Annotated in this window: 18 protein-coding genes and 1 pseudogene; 1 reads left to right on the forward strand and 18 read right to left on the reverse strand. The window is 48.1% G+C overall.

What is annotated here, in order from left to right:
- Positions 1–157 precede the first annotated feature (157 nt).
- The 12 genes from ABIA61_RS04880 to ABIA61_RS04935 all read right to left on the reverse strand — a co-directional run bounded on the left by ABIA61_RS04880 (position 158) and on the right by ABIA61_RS04935 (position 16,074).
- On the reverse strand, positions 158–1,117 hold the full coding sequence (locus ABIA61_RS04880; protein ID WP_404520237.1) for an ABC transporter substrate-binding protein: 960 nt from the start codon (positions 1,115–1,117) through the stop codon (positions 158–160).
- A gap of 56 nt (positions 1,118–1,173) precedes the next feature.
- Entirely contained in the window at positions 1,174–2,889 is a 1,716-nt protein-coding gene (locus ABIA61_RS04885) for an ABC transporter ATP-binding protein (RefSeq protein ID WP_283656129.1), read from the reverse strand.
- A gap of 32 nt (positions 2,890–2,921) precedes the next feature.
- Positions 2,922–3,929: an ABC transporter substrate-binding protein gene (locus ABIA61_RS04890; protein ID WP_283656130.1), complete on the reverse strand. Its 1,008-nt coding sequence runs from the start codon at positions 3,927–3,929 to the stop codon at positions 2,922–2,924.
- 590 nt (positions 3,930–4,519) lie between these two features.
- The gene (locus ABIA61_RS04895; RefSeq protein ID WP_283656131.1) at positions 4,520–5,746 is read right to left on the reverse strand and encodes an MFS transporter; all 1,227 of its coding nucleotides are present in this window, start codon (positions 5,744–5,746) and stop codon (positions 4,520–4,522) included.
- 12 nt (positions 5,747–5,758) lie between these two features.
- Positions 5,759–6,958 carry a M24 family metallopeptidase gene (locus ABIA61_RS04900; RefSeq protein WP_283656132.1) on the reverse strand — a complete coding sequence of 400 codons (1,200 nt, stop codon included), beginning with the start codon at positions 6,956–6,958 and terminating at the stop codon, positions 5,759–5,761.
- 51 nt (positions 6,959–7,009) lie between these two features.
- Complete coding sequence (locus ABIA61_RS04905) at positions 7,010–7,840, reverse strand: ABC transporter permease (RefSeq protein WP_283656133.1); 831 nt, start codon at positions 7,838–7,840, stop codon at positions 7,010–7,012.
- Positions 7,830–8,750 carry an ABC transporter permease gene (locus ABIA61_RS04910; protein ID WP_404520161.1) on the reverse strand — a complete coding sequence of 307 codons (921 nt, stop codon included), beginning with the start codon at positions 8,748–8,750 and terminating at the stop codon, positions 7,830–7,832. Before ABIA61_RS04910 ends, ABIA61_RS04905 begins: the two co-directional genes overlap by 11 nt.
- Entirely contained in the window at positions 8,747–9,871 is a 1,125-nt protein-coding gene (locus ABIA61_RS04915) for an ABC transporter ATP-binding protein (RefSeq protein ID WP_404520163.1), read from the reverse strand. The genes ABIA61_RS04910 and ABIA61_RS04915 overlap by 4 nt, the downstream gene beginning before the upstream one ends.
- Positions 9,872–9,931: 60 nt before the next feature.
- The gene (locus tag ABIA61_RS04920) at positions 9,932–11,059 is read right to left on the reverse strand and encodes an ABC transporter substrate-binding protein (RefSeq protein ID WP_404520164.1); all 1,128 of its coding nucleotides are present in this window, start codon (positions 11,057–11,059) and stop codon (positions 9,932–9,934) included.
- Positions 11,060–11,117: 58 nt separating this feature from the next.
- Positions 11,118–13,112, reverse strand: coding sequence for a hydantoinase B/oxoprolinase family protein (locus ABIA61_RS04925; protein ID WP_283656138.1), 1,995 nt, complete (start codon positions 13,110–13,112; stop codon positions 11,118–11,120).
- On the reverse strand, positions 13,109–15,214 hold the full coding sequence (locus tag ABIA61_RS04930) for a hydantoinase/oxoprolinase family protein (RefSeq protein WP_404520166.1): 2,106 nt from the start codon (positions 15,212–15,214) through the stop codon (positions 13,109–13,111). The genes ABIA61_RS04925 and ABIA61_RS04930 overlap by 4 nt, the downstream gene beginning before the upstream one ends.
- Before the next feature lie 128 nt (positions 15,215–15,342).
- On the reverse strand, positions 15,343–16,074 hold the full coding sequence (locus ABIA61_RS04935; RefSeq protein WP_283656141.1) for a FadR/GntR family transcriptional regulator: 732 nt from the start codon (positions 16,072–16,074) through the stop codon (positions 15,343–15,345).
- 425 nt (positions 16,075–16,499) lie between these two features.
- Here ABIA61_RS04935 and ABIA61_RS04940 point away from each other — a divergent pair.
- Positions 16,500–16,616: pseudogene (locus ABIA61_RS04940) on the forward strand (SRPBCC family protein); the annotation flags it as partial.
- Positions 16,617–16,924: 308 nt separating this feature from the next.
- On the opposite strand, the gene rbsB reads toward ABIA61_RS04940, so the two are convergent.
- Genes rbsB through ABIA61_RS04970 form a run of 6 tightly spaced genes read right to left on the reverse strand, consistent with a single transcriptional unit; the run spans position 16,925 to position 22,730 of the window.
- Positions 16,925–17,845, reverse strand: a complete 921-nt coding sequence (rbsB, locus tag ABIA61_RS04945) for a ribose ABC transporter substrate-binding protein RbsB (RefSeq protein WP_404520167.1) — start codon at positions 17,843–17,845, stop codon at positions 16,925–16,927.
- 33 nt (positions 17,846–17,878) lie between these two features.
- Positions 17,879–18,847, reverse strand: a complete 969-nt coding sequence (gene rbsC / locus ABIA61_RS04950) for a ribose ABC transporter permease RbsC (protein ID WP_014281544.1) — start codon at positions 18,845–18,847, stop codon at positions 17,879–17,881.
- A gap of 1 nt (position 18,848) precedes the next feature.
- Entirely contained in the window at positions 18,849–20,330 is a 1,482-nt protein-coding gene (locus ABIA61_RS04955; RefSeq protein ID WP_283656143.1) for a sugar ABC transporter ATP-binding protein, read from the reverse strand.
- Positions 20,331–20,376: 46 nt separating this feature from the next.
- On the reverse strand, positions 20,377–20,811 hold the full coding sequence (rbsD, locus tag ABIA61_RS04960) for a D-ribose pyranase (RefSeq protein ID WP_283656144.1): 435 nt from the start codon (positions 20,809–20,811) through the stop codon (positions 20,377–20,379).
- Between the two features lies 1 nt (position 20,812).
- On the reverse strand, positions 20,813–21,691 hold the full coding sequence (gene rbsK, locus ABIA61_RS04965) for a ribokinase (RefSeq protein ID WP_283656145.1): 879 nt from the start codon (positions 21,689–21,691) through the stop codon (positions 20,813–20,815).
- Entirely contained in the window at positions 21,684–22,730 is a 1,047-nt protein-coding gene (locus ABIA61_RS04970) for a LacI family DNA-binding transcriptional regulator (RefSeq protein WP_283656146.1), read from the reverse strand. The genes rbsK and ABIA61_RS04970 overlap by 8 nt, the downstream gene beginning before the upstream one ends.
- Between the last annotated feature and the right edge of the window lie 27 nt (positions 22,731–22,757).

Genomic DNA, 22,757 nt, shown 5'->3' on the forward strand with positions numbered 1-22,757 from the left:
TGAGAATTATTATCATGCAATCTTTACTATTGTAAATTAATGCGACAATGGCTTCAATAGTAAATTTCGACGAACCCGTGAAGCCCTGCAATTTTGTGAAAAAATAAAGCCCTTTGGCATAAAATATACCAAAGGGCTGCCAGCAACACCTGAGTAACTACTTCTGTGAAGCCTTCTCTTTATTCCGCTCGACGAGCATGTCTGCGATTTCTTCTGCTTGTCCTACAATGGCAATCGGGTCAAAGTACCAATAGCGATCCTCCTGTAACTCAAAGACCCTGTCATTTCGAACGGCATCCAGTGACTTCCATATACTGTCCCCTGTATAACCGGCGGTTTCCTTGTTAACCGTCAGAAAAATATAAGAGCCAGCATACTGATTAATAACTTCTTTCGATACCGATTTCCATTGAGTATCACCTAATAGTTCTTTTTGGACAAAAGGTGGAGGCGTCAAACCCAGTCCTCTGTATACCGCCTGTCCTCCTCTGCCAAAGTTATCGCCATATACATAATATTCCTTCGTTGAAGCCTCCATGACAGTGAAGGTATCCTCAGGTTGAATGATTCCCTTTAACTTGTCGCGTGCTGCCTGCATCCGCTGATCGTATTGGGCTAGCCACGCTTTAGCCTCCTGCTCTTTACCAAGAAGCTCTCCAAAAGCAGTTAATTCCTCATGCACATCCTTATACGTGCCATAAGGAATAGCGACGGTCGGGGCAATCTTACTGTAATTCTCATATTGAGAAGCATCTTTGGAACCAATCAGAATCAAATCCGGCTCCAGAGTAAGTACCTTTTCAAAGGACACGCTATCGCGGTCTCCAATGCTTGTAATGCCCTGTACAAGATCCTTGGAAAACGGATTGTCCAAATAATACTTAACACTCCCCACGGGTTGAATACCGAGAGCTAATAAGTCATTCTGGTACAAATCTACTACGATCCGTTGAGGATGAGTTGGGATCGTAACATCACCATGAATTGTTTTGACTGTTTTCGTTGCTAGCTTCTGCTCGGCAGAAGTTTGATTCTGCTTTCCGTCAGCCTGCCCCGTATTTCCTCCACAAGCGGTCAGAGCCAGGATGAATGTCAGCAGCAGCATTGCAATCCACATTTCCTTTTTCAAAAAAAATTCATTCCTCTCTCTACTTACATTTCATACTATTTCATTTAGGTACCGTACTGGGCTTGATGCAGACGGCTATATGGACCTTTTACCGCCAGCAATTCTTCATGCCTACCTTGCTCGGCGATTCCCTGATCGGCAACCACGATAATGCGGTCGGCGTTTTTAATCGTTGCCAGACGATGCGCAATAACGAGCGTTGTGCGTCCTTGCGACAACTCTGTCAAAGCCTGCTGAATCGCAGCTTCTGTCTCTGTATCCAGTGCTGATGTTGCTTCATCCAAAATGAGAATAGGTGGATTTTTGAGGAACATCCGGGCAATAGACAAGCGTTGCTTTTGACCCCCCGACAGCTTCACGCCCCGTTCACCAATCATCGTATCCAACCCTTCCGGATAGGAACGAACGAGGTCTTCAATCTGAGCCCGTCGGGCGGCATCCCAAATTTCTTCTTCCGAAGCACCTAGCTTGCCATATGCAATATTTTCACGAACCGTTCCATCAAACAGGAACACATCCTGCTGTACGATCCCAATCATGGAGCGCAACGATTCCAGCTTCATTTCACGGATATCCATACCATCAATGGTAATGCTGCCTTCCTCCACATCATAGAAGCGTGGCAACAAACTGCAAAGCGTCGTTTTACCTGCTCCTGAAGGGCCGACCAGTGCTACAGTCTCTCCCGCATGGATGGATAGGTCCACTTTACGCAATACTTTGTCTTTGTTTTCATAGCCAAATGTTACACCTGCAAATTGGATTTCTCCATTGAGATGGGTAACGGTCTTGGCCCCTGGCAGATCTTCTACATCCGATTCACTTTCCAACAAATCCAGGTATCGACGGAAGCCGGCAATGCCTTTGGGATACGTTTCAATAACGGAGTTAATCTGCTTGATTGGTGCGAGAAATACGTTGGACAGCATCACAAATGCGATAAATTCCCCGTACGTCATTTGCCCTTCAATCACAAACCATGTACCGCACACGAGTACAAACAGCGAAACCAGTTTCATCAGAACAAAACTAATCGAAGAATTCCAAGCCATAATACGGTAAGCAATTAGCTTGGTTTTACGGAATCGTCCGTTGTTTTCAGCAAAACGTTCCATTTCATGCTCTTCGTTCGAAAATGCTTGTACGACGCGGATACCACTGACGTTATTTTCGATGCGTGCGTTGTAATCTGCGATATCCGAAAACATGCGATGGAAAGCAGCATTCATTTTACGGCTAAAATACAAAGACAAGTAAATCATAAGCGGCACAATAATGAACGTCAGCACTGCCAGCTTCCAGTTAATGCCGAGCATGATGCCGAAGGCCCCTCCCAGTGTCATCAACGCGATAAACAAATCTTCAGGTCCGTGGTGGGCGATTTCCCCGATATCCATCAGATCGTTGGTCATACGGGAGACGAGATGCCCTGTTTTGTTATTATCAAAAAAACGGAAGGATTGCTTTTGAATTCGATCAAACAGCTTTTTACGCATATCCGATTCAATGTTAATCCCCAGCTTATGGCCCCAATAGGTAACCACGTAATTTAATCCGGCACTGACTACATAAATACCAAGCAGTCCTAGACAAGCATATAAAATCCACTTCCAGTTCCCGCTAGGCAGCAAATCATCGACCACCCGGTTGACGGCAAGTGGGAAAGCCAGCTCCAGCAGTGCAGCCAGCAAGGCGCAAGAGAAATCAATGATAAACAAAGTCCGGTAAGGACGGTAATATTCAAAAAAACGTTTTAACATGTATATGACTTCTCCTTTCTTATTTCAAGTGATTATTTAGGATCGAAGGAAAGCATGTTAACCGCTTCATCCAGCGATTTGTCAATCGCAAGCGGTGAGTACGTAAACCATGGGTCAGCTTTGATGAAATATACTTTGTGGTTTTTAACCGCAGGAAGATTTCTCCACAGTGCGCTTTGCTCGATTTCCTTGAGGATTCCATCCTTGGTCTCTTCATCATAAACCAGCATAATAATTCGGTCCCCTGACAGTTCAGGCAGCTTTTCCATCGAAATGCTATCGTAAACGAAATTAAAGTTCGGGTCCTTCGCCAGCTTTTGGCGTATGTACTCAGGAGGATTCAATTCCAGTGAACGGTAAATGGCATGTCCTACATTCCGCGCCCCGTACACTCTTAGCACATCCTTACCGTAAGTCATGTAAATCGTGACCGTTTCACCTTTCTTAAATTTTCCAGCCAGCTTCTTCCGGCCTTCAGCAGCCTTTTTATCCAGGTTAGCAATCCACTGCTCAGCTTCCTTGTCCTTACCGAGTACAGCGGAAACATCCCGAAATTGCTTGAACACATCCCCTGCTCCAAAAGAAACGACTACGGTTGGAGCAATTTTCTCCAGCTGCTCCTTCACTTCGGGAGTGGTATCTTCTGTTGTTATGATCAGGTCTGGCTGTAGCTCCAGCACCTTTTCTACATTCGTCGGGTTCCCAATATCTGCAATTCCGTCAATCTTACCTTTTAAATATTCGCCCTCCAACAAATGGGAAGCAGCACCTACCGGCTTAACTCCCAAGGCCAGTATGGCATCCAAATATTGCGTCGTAATAACTCGTTGCGGATTTACAGGGATATTGATCTTGTTGCCAGTGGCATCTGTATATTCACGCATGGCAACCGTTTGGGATTGCCCGTTAGAGTTGTTAATGCTGGTCTTTCCATTGTTCTGATTGCCAGTATCTGCGTTTCCACAAGCCCCCAGTACAACCGTCAGTAGAACCACGAGACACAGTGTGGTGCCCCATTTTATCCTGTTACTTTGTTGCACGATGATGTCCTCCTTAAGTATATATATCTAAAAATGATAGTGATTCTCATTATCATACATTTGTTATTCTATCTTTTACCACCACTTCTTACAACACTAAAATTAAAAACTTCCATATTATACGAAGCAATGATTCCTGTCTCAGCAGAATCGCGCTCAAAATAGAGCATTGTTGCATAGAACCTTTGACAAAGTGAACCAGAGAAGGCAGCCTTTCGGATTGCTCAAGGTCTGACCTTACGTGAGGGCGCAGCGGATCACTTGTCTTTTGCAGTTAACGCTGAACAAGTCGCCGCTGCCATTATCCGTGCTGATGCCATCGGGCATGCTGTCCAGCAATACCAAAAAACTTTCATTGAAAAGGTGAGCTCATCATGAAAAAAAAGCCTACGCGACGTTTCCCCTGGGTAGGACAAACATGGTATTGCCCATGAGGACATCCCTGATGCCATCTAGCGGGTCAAGCTGCCGATCAGCCTGACCCTTGAAATCCATTTTGAACCCAGGCCTTGATGTCAGGAGTCTTCCCTTCTCATATATAAAATGATATAAAACAAAAGCTGCCTTCGACAGGCAGCCTTTGTTCATTTTTATATTGTATGCCTAGCATCGGTCTGTTTACCTGTTGTATTTCTGGATGCTCCCCGGCGTTTTAAAACAACATTCAGTATCAAACCAACCGTCATATATCCCGTAATCATCAGAATAACACCGTTCCATCCGAAACTTGCATAAAATATACCGCCCAAGGTACCGCTAATACTGGAACCGGCATAATAAAAAAACAGATAGAGCGCAGACGACTGCGCCCTGTGCTCAACCGCCAGAAGGCCTACCCAACTGCTTGCAATCGAGTGTCCCCCGAAAAAACCAAACGTAAACAACGCAATACCGATAGTCATCACCCACAGACTGCCCGATAATGTCAGCAAGGCACCCAACAGCAGAATTCCAATAGCAACCCCCATAACCGCATATCTGCCGTATCTGTCAGCCTGTCTCCCCATCCAGGTGGAGCTGACCGTTCCCATGATGTACACAACAAAAATCCAGCCAATCAGGCCGGAGCCAAGCAGATAAGGAGGTGCAGTAAGACGATATCCAATGTAGTTAAACAGCGTAACAAAGCTGCCCATAAACACAAAGCCCAGCCCATACAGACACAGTAGCGCCGGGTCTTTACAGGGAACAAAAAGTGTACGAATGGTATCTGAAAAACGGACCTTTCGACGCTTGAAGTTACGCGAAGCCGGAAGCCATTGCCAAAACAGTACCGAGGATACGATGCTAAGCAAGGCCAATATTCCCAAAGCAGTTCTCCAGTTCACCAAATCCGTTAAGGTGCTGGTCAGAATTCGTCCGCCCATCCCGCCAATGGAATTCCCGCTGATGTACAATCCCATAGCATAGCCCAGATGGGCAGGATCTATTTCCTCACTGAGGTAGGTCATGGCGATGGCGGGAAGACCCGCGAGAATCATGCCTTGGATCATCCGCAGAATAAGCAGCGTTAGAAAGCCCGGACTAATCGCTAACAGCAACCCCACAGCAGATGCTCCGACTAAGGAGCAGCACATGATGATTTTCCGTCCTTTTTGATCCGATAAAACACCAACGAACAGCATCGTTATCGCCATGGCGATAGTTGACATGGACAGCGACAAACTGGCGGTGGCGGGGGAAATACCAAAATCTTTGGAAAACTCGGGCATCAGCGGCTGCATGCAATATAACAAGGCAAATGTGCTGAATCCTCCCGCGAACATAGCCAAGCTCGTTTTGTGAAACGAACGGGACCCTTTTTGAATATATGTCATAAGAATCCCTCTTTATTGCCGATATAGTTTCCGTTCCATATGAGTTAAAAATTCATACCCGTCCTTGGTTACAACTACCGTATCTTCGATTTGAAAACCACCTGCTCCTAGCTCATAATAAGGCACCTCAACACAAAATACCATGCCTTCCTCCATCGTTCGGTGATCTCCGGGAGCCAATACAATATCATCATACAGCTCCAAACCGATGGCATGTCCCACATGCTGACGACGATAGTGCGGAATACCTTCTTGTTGGACGGCTTGAACCGCAGCCTGGAAAATATCCGATGCTTTGGCTCCGGGACGTACCCGTTCCAACGCTCGCTCCCAACCGCTATGAATAGCTGAAAAATGACGCTTCTGCCAGTCTGTCGGTTCTCCCAGCACAGTTGTGCGCCCGGTATCCGCCCAATAGCCGTCCAGGTGACAGCATAGATCAAACCGTACCTGCTCTCCAGGCTGTACGCGGTGAAAGTAACGTTCTATTAATGGCAACGCGCTGCGTGGACCAGCTCCCACAGCAACCATCGCCGGAATCGCACCCGCTTTTACCGTCTCCAAACGATAATAGTCGGCCAGTTCCTCTTCATGCACATTTTCGGCGATTTTGCGGATCATTTCAAGCTCAACACGCTCGTTCAGCTCAGCTACCCGGCGTAGCCGTCTGATTTCTTCTGCTGTTTTCACTTGCCGAACCTCTCTGAACAGCGCATAGGCCGGCTTGATCACCCCATTTGGCAGTTCTTCCTTCAAACGTGCATAAAGCGCTGGTGCAATACGCATTTCATCCACTCCCAACGGGCCTTGGGAAATGTCCAGATCATGCAAAGCTGCCTGTAGCGCTTCAATAGGTCCTGCATAAGTCTGTGTACGACCGAGAAGATTGTAAAATAGATCAATGTCAGGGGTCGAAGCTTTGCCTTCCGGTGATCCTTCCAGAAAAAAATCACTGTACAGGTATAAATCCGCATCTGGCAAGCCCATTTGGGCGATCACACCCAGTCGGTTGGTCGGCAAAATAAGACGTGCCCGGGCGGACGTCTGTTGTGGTAAAACAGCATAAATTTGCATAGTCCAATTGGTGGTTCGCAGTTGGGAGCCGATTACGTAGGAGATATTTTCAGGGGTGGTAGCCACGAGGGCTTGTAAACCTTCCCGCTTCATAATCTGCTGGGCCCGTTCACGGTTGACCGTGTTCGTGTGGGTCATCGTTTTTCCTCCTTTGGAATTCATTTTAGATATGAATAATACGTCTGTTACTCAATTTTCTTTCCGTTCCAGCACCCGCTGTACCTCAGGCACAGAGCGCAGAATTAGCTTTAAGCCAAAAAACAGCGCCAGCGCAATTAACAGCATGAGGGTTGAAACAACCGCGATGGTTGGGTCCTGCCATTTTTCCATGTAGAGGAAGAGTTCAATGGGCAAGGTATTATTTTCAGGTCGCAAAATGAGCAGTGCCGTCTCTACCTGATCAAATGTAAATATAAAAGCGATAGCCCCACTCATTAGCAGCCCTAGTCGTATTTGTGGCAAGGTTACCGTAAAAAATACGCGCAGCGGACCCGCGCCCAAATCTGAGGCAGCCTCCTCATGCTCCCGGCGTACATTAGCCAGCGTGCTGCCTATGATACTCAATACAAATGGCATAATCGTGACCGCTTCTCCTAAAATAAGGGCAAACAAGCCGCCTGCAATCCGAAGCTTTGAAAACAAAATCAAGTAGGCAACGCCCAGCGCGATTTTAGGCACTACCATCGGCGACATGAATAAGGCCCGCAACAGATTGCGTCCGGGAAACTCAAAGCGCTGAATGGCCAGAGCAGCCAGCGTACCCGCTACTAAGGCAAGCAATGTGGCGCAAGCGGAAGAAAAAACACTATTACCGAACGCACGAAGAAACTGGGGCTGCGAGAGCAAATTTTCATACCAACGCAACGACAAGCCTTTGGGCGGAAAAGCGCTGTAGGCAGTAGAATTGAGTGAAGTAATCACCACAATGACGAGCGGTAGCACGAGAAACAGGCAAACGATCATTGCAACGACGAACAGAATCAGATGATATCCGCGTGAGGATAAACCTTTAAGGCGCATCCGCAGCACCTCCTTTTACGGAGCGTTGAAACGTAAGAAAGTCTCCGAGCCGATTCAGCAGCCATACAACCAAAGTCGAAGCGATAATCAGAAACAGACTTGCTACTGCGGCAATCGGCCAATTAGTATCCAGCGTCCGCTGATAAATAAAGGTAGGCAAGGTCATTACTCTCCCGCCTCCAATTAGTGCCGGCGTCGTAAAAGCGGTCAGACACAACGTAAATACGATCTGCACACCGGATACGATTCCACGTACCGACAAAGGTAGCGTAATCGTCAGGAATGTGCGCAAGCTTCCAGCGCCAAGATCATGAGCTGCTGCCTTGAGCATACTATCCTGTTGCACCAGCACACTCAAAATCGGTATAACCATAAAAGGAAGAAAAATATGAACGAGCGCAATGATGACGCCTGTCTCATTAAAGGTCATTTCCAGCCCTGTTTCTGTAATGCCTGTCCGTATCAGCAACCAGTTCAAAAGCCCTTGTCTGGACAAAAGAACAAGCCACGCATAAGACTTGACCACCGCACTGACCAGCAGGGGAAGGAACATAATCATTAGCACAGTTTGCCTCCAGGCACTACTGCGAATACGTGCTGTATAATACGCCAGCGGATATGCAAGCAGCAGGCTTATGAGTGTCACCCTGATCGTCAACCAAAAGGTGTCCCTGATGACCTTCCAATAGTAAGGATCGGTTAAAAATGTGCGATACGCTGTCCATTGAAAAGCGGATTGCAACCGCCCACCTTCAAATGAATCCAGGCTGTAGCGGGCAAATATAAGTAACGAGCCGATAAATATGAATCCCATCAGCAGGAGGGACGGCAGCAGTAGCAATAGGGGTGTGACCCATGATTTGCCCTTGGGCGAAATCCAGTCGACTACACGGTGAGCCAGTCGGTTCACACGCCTCCCTCCCCCCGGTCAGATAAAAAGACAGCGTCCTGCGGCTCCCACCCGATAGTTACCGTTTCACCGGGAGAAAATCGTGGTTTTCCCGGAAAATGAGGGACATGCGCTGTTAATTGCGGGAATTCGCTCACACCGTCCGGCTCTATAGTGTAGCGCAGCATCGTGCCGCCATAACGCACATCCCGAATCACGCCTGTAAGCCGATTGCGCAGACCCTCAGCCTCTGAACCAATCCGCACATATTCATAGCGGATCGAGATATGGCCCTGGTCGCGTAACGACGACGGTTGTTGACCCTGCCCGATGTGGACGGTAATGGCTTCCCCTGCCGTTTCAACAATCGTCAGGTCTCCTTCATGCGCCAGCACACGGGACGGCAACAAATTGGTATCACCGATAAATTTAGCGACAAATCGGTCAGCGGGGCGCTCATAAATCTCGTCCGGCGTGCCATATTGCAGCATGACCCCGTCACGCATAACACCGATCCGGTCCGATACGTTCATGGCTTCCTCCTGATCGTGGGTCACGAATATAAAGGTGGTCCCTGACTCCCGCTGAATCCGCTTTAGCTCCCGTTGCATGTCCAGTCGTAGCTGCGCATCCAGCGCAGACAGAGGCTCGTCCAGCAGCAGCACTTGGGGCTGGTTGATCAAGGCGCGTGCAATCGCTATACGCTGGGCCTGCCCCCCGGACAGTTGTGAAACCTTGCGGGTGCCGAAGCCGGGAAGCTGAACTAATTCCAGAACTCGCTCCACACTTTTCCGAATTTCACCTTTTGATGTTCCTTTCATTTTCAAGCCGTAGGCAATGTTTTTATATACGTCCATATGCGGAAACAGTGCAAGCTGCTGAAAAATCATGTTCGTATTTCGTCCATACGCCGGAATTCGGGTCACATCTGCTCCAGAGAGAAGAATAGTACCCTGATCGGGCATCTCAAGTCCTCCCAACATCCGCAACAACGTTGTTTTCCCGCAGCCGCTGGGACCGAGCAAAGAAATGAACTCCCCCTGTCTCACACGAAAGGATACCTGATTGACGGCCGCATGATCGCCGAACCTCTTCACGACATCCCGTACTTCAATCGCAATCTGGTGTTCAACTCCGGACATGGATAGATTCCCTCCTAGTGGGTTAGCCACAAATAGCCTCCCTATAACTATGGCCTGATATTATTGCAGTTTTGTTTTGACCAGACGATCCCACAGGTCTTTCCACTCCGAAGCTCCTTGGGCCATGGCTGACCAATCCGGATTCAAGCCTTTTTTCTGCTCAGCTACAGAGAAAGATGGATCATTTTTATATTTATCAGGTACTTGAGCAGCAGTGCTTGTTACCGGAGTACCTGTTGCCTCAGCATATTTGGTCAAATTTTCAGGTTTCAACAGCTCATTAATGATCTCGTTAGCGACACGTGTCTGTTCCGGCGTCGAGCCCTTGACCACTTGCAAGGAATACGGGAAGGAAACGAAACCTTCCTTCGGAATAGCTACTGCTAGTGGAGCGCCTTCATCATTAATCCACGTCTGAGCCGTCTGCGAACTGAATGGTGCTACCAGCGCCTCGCCGGAAATAAGCAAGTTTTTCAATTGGTCATTGGAGGTTACGAGCGTGCGTACCTGATCCGTATGCTTCCCCCAGAAATCAAAGGCAGCCTCTGGCTTATCATAGGTTGCACCCAGTTCCTTGCCCTTCAATTCGATGACTGGAGCAATGTAGGAATAGAACATGTAATCCCAAAGAGCCACTTTGTCCTTAAATTGCGGATTATCCCAAAGATCGCTCCAGCTTGTCGGCGGAGTTTTAACCAAATCCTTGTTATATACGAGTGCAAAATTTGTTACTCCCCATACGATGCCGCGATTGTCCTTGGTATGGTATTGCTCGGGAATATCCTTCATATGGGTTACGATGGACGGGTCCAGCGGCTCCCACATATCATCGTTCAGCCCCTTGGCGGAAGCGTCTGCATTAAAGTAACCGAAGTTGACAACCGGATTGTTGGGATCGGCTTTTTGCCCTGCCACCATTTTAGGGTACATAACAGAATTGGATGATTCCACAAAATCAACCTGAACGTTCGGGTGTTTCTTCACATAATCCGCAACTACTTCTTTGGGAACCACGTCCTGATTGGCACCCGCCCATATAAACATGCTGAGCTTGATTTTTTGTTCTCCATCCGAATTTCCATTGGTGGCCTGTGAAGTGGATGACGAGCTGCCACACGCTGTCAGCAGCAACATAGACGCAGCTAAAATAACAGATACGGAACCTAACGTTTTTGAAAATCGTTTCATTTGATTAAACCTCCCGGTAAAGTATGTTTATTAACTGTAAAAAACGCTGCTCTCCTGCTTAGAGAGCAGCAATCGTACGATGGATGGCTGCCATAATCTCTGCCACTTCAATAGCCTGTACCTGTTCGCCTTTGTGGAATCGCTCATCTATATCTTTCATTGCACATCGTTTGAGGTAATCCCGAAGTGCCAGCGGATACACCGTTAACGCCGCCCCGATAGCCAACTGCATTTCATCACTCCAGGTGGACTCAAATTGTTCACGAGCCGAGCCAAAATGAAAAGATTGCTGTTCATCCATTGAACTGTGAACGGCACTGCGTCTTTTTTGGGTAGCGTCCAAATCTACCTGTCTTTCATTGAATACGACTCCATACTGCTCATAAGCGGCATCCTTGGATACTAATCCGTTGCGTACGTCCCGTGCGACGGCCTCGGGAGCTCTTTTATAAGGGCTCCCATACCCGCCTCCGCCTTGGGAAAAGAACGCCACCGTGTCCCCCGGCTGTAATAAAAGCTCGTCGATTCGCCCGGTATGTTCCTCGGATGGCTGTCCCAAATTTTTAACAGCTGTTCCATAGGCACCAGCTTTCCCCCCAAGTCTCCCCCACGGCTGAAATTCCATCCGCTCCATATTACGGGCAGTCAGCACCGTATCGGGACTGAGTACCTTCAACTGCAAATCAATTCCACAGCCTCCCCGGTAGGTTCCCGCCCCAGCCGAATCGGGCAGCAACCCGTACCGTTCGATCAGGATAGGCATATCGGCTTCAACCGTTTCCGCAGGAATATTGCGCAGATGACCGACCGCAAAGTCCATCCCGTCAATGCCGTCCTTCATCGGTCTGGCTCCCGAGCCTCCACAAATCGGCTGCACCACGCCTACTTTCCGCCCACCCGTGACTGGATCAGTCATAGCCAGCATGACGATCGCCGCTTGTCCGGCACCAGCAGCGGGCAGCTTGTTCTCCTGGGCTTGACTCAGCGTACCTGTCAGCACATCCATCAGCCTGATAAATGTAGCCGCACGCGCTCCGATCGCAGCCGGAGCTTCCGGATTCAACAGAGTACCCGACGGAGCATCATTCGTAATCATCCGCACCATCCCCGAATTCCATGGAATCGAGGGGTCCAGTGTCCTGAAATATCGAATGAGTGCTGGCACCAGATAGTAATGCCCCTGTTTGTTAAGGGTCGGAATATTAAAGGATGCTCTCACCTGCGGGTCTGTCCCCTTAAAATCCAAAAATATTCCATCGTCCCGGACCACCATTTTACAGCGCAGTCGAACCGGATACCCCCCCGGACCCTTCTCAATATAATCCCAGAACTCGTATTCTCCGTCCGGAATATCCTGAATCATCTGACGAACCCGTGTCTCGGCGTAAACAAGCACATCTTCGATGCCATTCTCTACTCGGGATATCCCATAGCGCTCTACCAGCTCTTTAAGCCGTCGTTCTCCGCGGTTCAGTGCAGCCATCAAAGCTCTCAGATCGCCCCAGTTTTGGTCAGGAATCCGGCAATTATCAAGAAAAATACGCAAAATGGCTTCGTTCAACACACCGGCCTCGTACAGCTTCACTGGCGCAAGGCGCAGCCCCTCCTGATAAATATCGTATGAGCTGGGCGACACACTGCCCGGTACCTTGCCCCCCACGTCAGAAGAGTGAATGAAGCACAGCCCGAAGGCCATAATTTGCTCCTCATGGAAAAAGGGCTTCAGCAGATAGACATCCGGCAGATGTGTCGCCATACCGCCCGTCGAATACGGATCGTTACAAATGACAATATCGCCTTTATTCCATTGTCCGATGGATGAAATCACATCCCCCGCAGGGATACCTAACGACAGGCTGTAACCTGTATCGAGTGGACATCCAAAGGTTTCGCCCTGGGGTGAAAGCAGGTACGTGCCGAAATCACCTGTTTCTTTGACAAAAGCGGTAAATCCGGTGCGCAAAACAACATTAGCCATTTCCTCGACGATAGCCTGCACCCTGTTTTTAAAAATCTCCAGAAATACGCGGTCCGTCTTCAGCTCGCTGTTCATCCTTCCACCTCCCCGATTATATTCCCCAGGCTGTCAATCTTTACGGTGTAACCTGGTGGAACAAAGACAGTCGTATCATACTCTTCAATAATGACTGGACCAGGCCAAGCTTCTGTAGTGGGCAGACCTGAACGCCGAACAATGTGCGCCTTCATTTCCCCGCCATCAAAATATATGGTTCTGGTTTCCTGAGCTGCTGAATGACTAGGCTGTTGGAACAAATCATCATGGTCGGGGATTTGCATCGTATCCGCCTTGCGGGTTACGCCAACAATCGTTGCCCTCAGATTGATAAAGGAGACGGGAGACTCCGGCTGGCTTACTCCAAAAATGGTCTCATACTGGCGATGAAAACGCGTCACTGCCTCTTGAACAAACTGGACTGCGCCATCCGTTGTAGTCTCTGAAACAGATCCAGCTTCCAGATTTTCACTTGGAATGGACACTTCAATATCGAAAGCCTGTCCTTCGTAGCGCATATCCGCGCTGTACAGCATATAGGTGGACTCCAGTTCTATTCCTCGGCTGCTTTCTGTCTCCAGCCAATGATGTCCCTGCTCGGCAAGATCCTTAAAAATACGTTTAAGCTCGCCCTCCTGAAGCTGCTGTCCAGTTTTGTACAAAGTATATACAAAATCATTACGCAGATCGGCCACGACACATCCTGTTGCGCAAAGCGTGCCTGGAGACGGTGGCACGAGCACCCGCCGTATACCGACCTCCCGCGCCAGCAGGAACGCATGCGTCGGGCCAGCTCCGCCGTATGCCAGCAACGTAAAATCACGGGGATCAATTCCTTTTCGCGCCATCAGGGGTGTGAATTGTGCGTACATATTGGCGGTCGCCACATCCAGAATCGCCTGAGCCGCTTTTTTGGAATCCAGCCCAATCCTTGCTCCCAAACGCTCCAGCGCCGTTGCCGCCAGTTCCTCGTTCAGCGACATACGGCCCCCAAGAAAGCGATCTGGACGAATAATACCCAGATGCACATAGGCATCGGTGGTCGTCGGATTCATCCCTCCTTTGTCATAACAAGCTGGCCCCGGATCTGCTCCTGCACTGCGCGGTCCAACCTTGAGCACGCCTACACCGTCAACCCAGGCGATAGATCCGCCGCCTGCGCCGATGGCGGTTACGTCCACCGCCGGAATAATGACAGGAAAATCGCCAATCTGATTTTCACTTGAATAGGCCGGTTCACCATCAATGACAGCCACGTCTACGCTGGTGCCGCCCATATCAAAGGTGACGACTTTGTTGATCGCAGCCAATCTCGCTACATGGGTCGCGCCGATCACGCCCGATGCCGGACCAGACAACAACGTTTTAACTGGCTCCTCAGCCGCCCGCTGCGCGGTCATAATACCTCCATTGGACATCGTGGAAAGCACTTGGGCATGCAAGCCTCGCTCCTTCGCCCCAACTTCTAGTTTGCGGAAATATCCATTCATCCGGGAACCAATATACGCATTCATAACCGTTACCAGAGTACGTTCATACTCTCGTTGCTGTGGCCACACCTCACTGCTGGAGCAGACAAAAACATCGGGAAATTCCCTGCGAATCAGTTCCACGGCCTGCCGCTCATGCTCCGGGTTATGGTAAGCATGCAGAAAGGATACGGCAATCGCCGTAACACCTTCGGCAAGCAGCTCCTGTACAGACTGACGCAGATCATCGGCTGGAAGAGGTCGATAGATCCGTCCGTCAGCCAAGCAGCGCTCATCAATTTCCTTTACAAGATGGCGCGGAATAAGTGGATCAGGCTTGTCACCGTAAAGATTCGTCGTATTTTCCAGACGGAGTCTGCGAATTTCCAGAACATCCCGAAATCCGCGAGTGACGAGAAGCCCTGTCGTCGCTCCGTTGCGTTCAATAAGCGTGTTCACACCCAGCGTTGTCCCGTGCACAAACAATTCAACGGCCCCAATATCAATCGGGATGGACTTCAATTGTTCAATCGCATTTAAAATAGCCTGCTCCGGCGCGGAGGGGACGGACGGTGTTTTCAATGTTGCGGTTACCCTCCCGTTATTATCCGTTAGCATTACATCCGTAAACGTTCCACCGATGTCAATACCGAGTCGGTATGTAACTGTCATATTGACCACCTCCTGTATTGAATAACCTGTATCCTGTAAAAACAACATCCTACCTCAAGATTTTAAATCAGGCGTTAATCAGAGTTTTGGTAAGCACTGCTATATCATGGGTCATTAATGACGTTCTTTTATGCTTTACTTTTATCAAAATAAATGCGCACATCCTCAATCAATTGATTGATGTGAGTTACCATCGCAGATGCCGCTTCATCAGGCTCATGATGGGCTATACACTCCACAATCTGCCGATGGTCTACCACAAGCTCGCTGCCAACGGCTTTCCTAATCAGCGCGGTTGCTGGAAGATGAGCCCCTTCTCCCCATACAAGACGTAAAGCATGCAGTAGCACGCGGTTGCCAGATGCCACAGCGATCCGTTCATGAAACTCCCGGTCCTCCTCAATCGGAACACGCCCATCTGCAATGGCCTCATCCTGTGCTTCAATTGAATGCCATAGCTCTTGAATCGTCTGTTCACTGGCCTTCGATGCTGCCAGCCAAGCTGTTTCTCGCTCCAGCGCACGTCTTGCGATTAGCATATCAAGCAGTGATTCCTCATCAGAAACATTGAGCGCATCCAGCAAGTTCGACTGATCACGCCACTGAGTAAGCTGACGCTCGATATCTGCCAAGCGGTCTTTTCCCGGCGGAGCAAGCAACCTGCCCTTTCGCCCTTTGCTCTCCGTATAGCCCAAGGTATCGAACTCCATCAGCTTTCGTCCAATGGAAGCCTGACTTAATCCAAACTCCTTGCCTAAAACCAGTACCAGCGTCGTGGCACCTACAGGATTATCGTACTTCCCCAAGTAAGAGAGAAGCTTGTGTTCCATTCTTAACTGTTCCATTTCCTTTGCTCTCATTCGTTTCTCCTTTGTGGTATCGTTCGAATGCTCATCTGTGTTCTCGTTTTCCTAATCATAAGAGCTATTTTCATTGTTAATAATCAACGATGATTAACGTAAAAGTTAAAAAAAGTATTGCTTATGTTGCCATTTAACTCGTTAATGAACTTTGAATTTAGGTCATTATAATCCCGCTTTTTTTATTTGTCAATTAAACTCATGAGATAACTAGGAATAAATCAAACTAAAAAGGGACGTATCCTCAAGTCTTGTTGACCCTATGACATAAAATCAATAGTTGGCACACATAGCTGACTGCTAGTCATTTGGAAAGTTTGGAACCTGAATAAGTTTCACTTGAAAACAATTATGAGGAGGAAACAACCCAACTTAGTTTTGGAATCCTAGCTCCCGCCTCGTGGGCGCTACGTCCGAAGAGCCACATAAAGGTTAACCTTCATCTCGAACAAACCGGAATCTCAAATGCTCAAGGAGTCGAAGGCGCTAAGTATGGCTGGGGTAAATGGCGCGGCGAGCTTGAAAAGGTATTGGAACAATAATCGCATTCGGTACTAAAACATCTCCTTCCCCAATGCTAAATTAATTGGGTACGATAGTGAAATAGCCCAACATCATAAAACAGATCACTTAATGGTATCTATTGCCCATCAAGTGATCTGTTTTTACACGTATGTCGGCTGTATCTGATTTCGGGATTGGAAACACCACTATATTCCATCTATTTTGCGGGTGGTAACAGCTTCGCTGGTACTACCCCTTATTGGAATCGTCCCTATTGACCAGGCTGGCATTAATTCCATGATCGCATCAGCCCGAAATCTTAAATCTATGGGGGCATACACCCGTTTTATTTCTTCTGATCCACTAGCTCCAGTTTGGCAGGAATTGATTTTTTCACGGTTTTACCCTGGAGTACATCCTGTGCCGCCCGAACTGCCAATTGTCCAATCAGTTCAGGTTGCTGAGCCACGGTTGCCGTGAGCTTGCCTTCCTTAATTGATTTCAACGCATCCTCATTACCGTCAAAGCCGATCACCGGAATATTTTTACCCGAGCTTTGAATGGCTTCAATCGCCCCAAGCGCCATTTCATCATTATGGGCAAATACCGCCTGAACATCCGGGTTGCCTTGCAGCAGGTTTTCCATGACATTCAAACCTTTGGTCCGGTCAAAATCGGCCGACTGTTTGGCAATAACGTTCAGTTCCTTATCCGCTACTTCGTGGAAGCCTTTGCCCCGTTCTCGGGTAGCCGATGCACCTGGTACGCCTTCCAACTCAATGACCTTGGCACCTTTTCCGACTTGATCAATCACGTATCTGGCAGCCATGCGTCCACCCTCTACATTGTCCGAAGCGACAAGCGCTTTTACATCTCCTTTGTCAGCAGAACGATCCAGCGTAATGACCGGGATGTTCAAAGCGTTCGCGGATTGAACGACCGTGGAGATAGCCGACGAATCTGTCGGGTTAATTAACAACGCATTTACGCCTTGCTGGATCAGATCGTCCACATCATTGCTTTGCTTCGCCGAATCATTTTGCGCATCAACGACAATGACCTGTAATCCTTGTTTTTTGGCCTCTGCAACGACTCCATCTTTGAGAGAGACGAAAAATGGATTATTCAGCGTGGAGATAGACAAGCCTATTTTAATGTCCTTCAAGTTCGCGGCTGAATTAGGTTTCGCCCATTCCGGCGGTTCCAAAGAACAGCCTGTCATGACCAGGAGCAGCAAGGCTGTCATAATTAATGTAAGCTTTTTCATATATGTGGTCTCCTTATATACAGATTAGGTGGTTTATGCAGATTTCTTACGGTCAATCAATACAGCGATGGCGATTACAATCCCTTTGACCACCATTTGATAAAAAGAGTTCACACCCAGCAAATTCAAGCCATTGTTCAGCGTCCCGATGATGAGTACACCGATTAACGTACCTACGATTCGCCCCCGTCCGCCTGACAGGCTTGTTCCGCCCAGTACGACAGCCGCAATGGCATCCAGTTCATAAGAAGTACCTGCTGTCGGCTGCGCCGAGTTCAAACGTGAGGTCAAAATAGCACCCGCCAAAGCAGAGAGCATTCCAGCCAGAGAGTAAATCCAAATTTTCACGCGCGGTACTTTAATACCGGATACAATCGAAGCCTTCTCGTTACCACCGATGGCATACGTTTTGCGTCCAAACGGCGTTTTATGCAAAATGATCCACAGTACGGCAAAGGTAATAAGCATCGTAATCGCCGGAACCGGAATGCCAAACTGGTAGCCGCGGCCGAACAACTGAAATACCAGGCTGTCTCCGAGTCCTGTAATTGGATTACCGTTGGTATAGACCAGCGTCAATCCTCTAAAAATAGTCATGGTCGCCAATGTGGCAATAAAAGGAGCCATTTTACCTTTGGTAATCATCAAGCCATTAATCATCCCCATGACGCCACCCAGCGCACAGCCAATGATAATCGCCAAAATCGGATCGAACCCGGCCAGCATCATATTCGCGACAAATGCACTGGATAGAGCTAGGATCGAGCCAACAGACAAATCAATCCCGCCTGTGAGAATCACGAAGGTCATACCAAACGCAATCAGCGCATTAATAGATACTTGGCGCAACAGATTTAGAATATTAAGGGGTTCCAAAAAGCTGGGATTCAAGACTGATACGATGATGACCAAAATAATGAGTCCCAGTAACGGGCCGAGCTTTTGCGTGATTTGCGACATTTGAAACCCTTTGCCACCTTTAGTTTCATTCATAGTTGTCATATTACTGTCCCCCTGTAGCTAACGTCATAATGTGTTCTTGTGTGGCTTCTTCCCTGCTCAGTTCCCCGGTGATTTTCCCCTCATGAACCACAATAATACGATCACTCATGCCGAGCACCTCGGGAAGTTCTGAGGATACCATGATGATCGCTACTCCGCGCTCGGTCAGCTCGTTCATCAACTGGTAGATTTCCCGTTTGGCACCTACATCCACGCCTCTCGTTGGTTCGTCAAGAATAAGTACGCTTGGGCCAATGCCCACCCATTTGGCAATAACCACCTTTTGCTGATTGCCACCTGACAAACTGCGTACCGTCGTTTCGCCTGATTGAGTTTTTATTTGTAAGCGCTTAATTAATGTATTAACAAAATCCAGCTCTTTTTTGCCTGAAATAAATCCTTTCGACGTAAAGCTGAACAGATTGGGCAGCACCATGTTTTCCCGGATCGAAAAATCCAGCACCAATCCCTCATCCTTGCGGTCCTCTGTAATAAAGCCGATTCCCAGCTTAACCGCGTCATCCGGCTTGCGGATAGCTACCTTTTTTCCCCGCACATGGATTTCACCGCTATCCAAAGCATCCAATCCAAAAAGCGCTCGCATAATTTCTGTCCGCCCCGAACCCATCAAGCCCGAAAAGCCTACAATTTCCCCGGATCGCACGGTAAAATTCACATTTTTAAATAAACCTTTGTGCGAGGCATTTTTGACCTCCAGCACCACTTCTCCCAAAGCAGGTATTCTCGCCGGATAGCGCTCAGTTAGCTCCCTGCCGACCATTTTCCGCACAACCTCATCAAAATCGGTATCAGGAATCGCTTGGGTATCCACTGTTTTTCCATCACGCATGACGGTAATCCGGTCGCAGATTGCGAATATTTCCTCCATACGGTGTGAAATATACACTATGGAAACGCCTTCTTTTTTCAAGGAAGTAATAACCTCAAATAGCTTTTGAATTTCCCGTTCAGTTAGCGCGGCTGTCGGCTCATCCATTACGATTACTTTGGCATCCGTCATCAATGCTTTAGCTATTTCAATCATCTGCTGTTGACCTACGGAACATTCGCCTGCTTCCCCATTCAAAGGCAGATTCACTGCAAGCTTAGCGAATTGTTCATTTGCTAGCGCTTTCATTTTGGTGCTATCCAGCAATCCCCACTTGGATGTCATTTCCTTGCCGATAAACAGATTTTCCAGCACCGTCATTTCCGGCCACACATTCAGCTCCTGGTGGATAAAAGCAATTCCCTTATGCTCCGCCTCTTTAGGGTTAGCAAAATAGGTTTCCTGACCATCAATGATGATTGTCCCTTCATCACGGCGATGCAGCCCAATTAAAATATTCATTAGTGTTGATTTGCCTGCACCATTTTCACCCATGAGTGCATGAACCTCTCCTTCACGGAGATCAAAATCAACACCACTCAGCACCTGATTGGTTCCAAAGGCTTTGTGAATTCCCTTCATTTGAATCTGCATGCTGTCCCCTCCTTTATATCTAAAATGAACTTATCCAAAATAGACTTTATCCAAAATAAACCCCGGCCTGCAGAATACAATTGGCAAACGGTTTATTTTCTCCTGTGCGTATGACCACCTTGGCATAACGGGTCAACTCTTTGAATTGCTCATGCGAACAAAACTCAATGGCGGCGGTTTGCGCCGTGGTCTGCGAATTTTCTGACTGTTTCCCTGCAAATGTGCGGCTAATATACCGTAAAGCTTCCTTATTCCCCTGTTTAATTTCTTCAGCCAACGTTACCTTTTCGACCACCATGTCTGCTGCGATTACATCAACGACATCCTGAAAGGACGGTACGCCCAATTTGAGAGCCAAATCAATTTTGGTAACGCCTTCAGGAATGGGTAAGCCCGCATCGGCCACGACAATATAGTCCGTGTGACCGAGATCCGACAGTACCTTGGATATATGACTGTTCAGGATTCCATGTTTTTTCATATTATAATTGTTCCTCCACTTCACGCCGCGTTGGCATACCACCCTGTGCCCCAAATTTGGTAACGGACAGCGATGCAGCACGATTGGCGAATTTCACACTGTCTGCCAGCGATTTCCCCTCAGCCAGCGCCACCGCAAATGCAGCGTTAAATGTATCCCCTGCACCTGTCGTATCCACGGCTTCTACTTTATAAGTAGGGACAACGATCTCCTGTTCTCCGTCGAAAAACCGTACACCATTGCTGCCTTCTGTAACAAACAACTTGTTCGGATATTGACGTAGAGCCTCTTGAAGGCTTTGGCCCTTGAACATAATAGCGGCTTCATGCTCATTTGGCGTAATGTATGTCGCGTTCTCAATCACACTTGCTTCCACCTCACGAGCCGGAGCAGGATTCAGCAACAGCGGCACCTCATACTTGGCGCAAATTTTGCTCACGTATACGACCGTTTCCTCCGGTATTTCCTGTTGAATGAGCACCATATCCGAATTTCGGATCACATCGATCGCTTCCGCTACATAGGCTGGAGTTATTTCATTATTCGCTGCTTTTACAACGACAATACTGTTATCTCCTTCAGCCAGTACGATATGTGCTGTACCGCTTTCCATATGTGTAACCGGTTTCACATAGCCGACATGAACATGATTTTCTTCAAAGTTCCGTAAAATCTGTTGGCCGAAATGATCATCCCCTACGCGTCCAATCATCGTAACGTCCGCTCCGAGACGGGCTGCGGCTACTGCCTGATTGGCTCCTTTCCCTCCGGGCACGGTTGTAAAGCTTTCACCCAGTACCGTTTCTCCTGCGCCGGGGCGCTTGGATGAAGTCACTACAAGATCCATAGAGCTGCTTCCGATAATCGTGATTTTAGCCATGATAATCCACCTTTCTGGTCGTTTCCCGTTCAATGAATTTGACGGGCAATTGTATGCTTGAATGAGTAAGTATGCTTGAATGAGTAAGTATGCTCGAATGAAGATTAGGTACGCTTGACTTCGTTGCTTGCGACTGCTCAATCAGTTGAATTAGCAGACCTGCTGCTTCCCATCCCATTTCATAAGCAGGCTGCCGAATGGTTGACAATGGCGGGAATAACAAGCTGCTTAACGGTATATCATCAAACCCGATAATCTGAACATCATCCGGGATTTTCTTTCCTAATCGATGTGCCTCGTGCATCACCGCTGTAGCCACAATATCGTTACTCGCAATGACTCCGTCTGTATCAGGATGCTTGTTGAAAAGCTCTCTGGCCCACAACTCGGCTTCCTTGAACGAAAAGGACGTCGTCTTGACGACATGATAAGTAATACTCGATTGCTGAAGTTCTTCAACCGCACCGCGAAAACGATCCTGCGCCGGACGAATATGTGCCGGACCCTGCATGACCGTAATTTGTTTGCTGCCACGGGCCACGATTTCCTGCGCTGCAAGTCGACCGCCATGAGCACCATCGGCGTATACGGAGGGGCTATCATTGGAAGTCCGATCGAGAAAAACGACAGGGATTTTCAGCTTGGCGTAGCAATCAGCATTGGGATCATTTGTAGATGAAATGACGCCAACGACATTATTTTGAATAAAGGTATCCATGTAATCCAGTTCTTTTTGCCGATCCTCATCACTATTACCAAAAATAATTCGAAAATCATTTTCCTGCATTCGATCCTCCACCCCACGAGCTAGCAAAGGAAAGTAAGGATTCGTAATATCCGGCAGAAGCAGACCGATTAATTTGGATTTCTTTTTATACAGAGAACGAGCAACTTCGTTGGGTTTGTAATTTAGTTGCTTAACAGCGGCCTCAACCTTGCGGCGTGTATCCTCATGCACATATCCTGTTTCATTAATAACTCTGGATACAGTCGCTACGGAAACGCCTGCAAAGCTGGCGACCTGTTTAATTGTTGTCATTGTGTAGTTTCAACTCCAATGTGTAAC

The organism is Paenibacillus sp. RC21, from assembly GCF_044907935.1.
In the GTDB taxonomy this organism is placed as follows: domain Bacteria; phylum Bacillota; class Bacilli; order Paenibacillales; family Paenibacillaceae; genus Paenibacillus; species Paenibacillus terrae_A.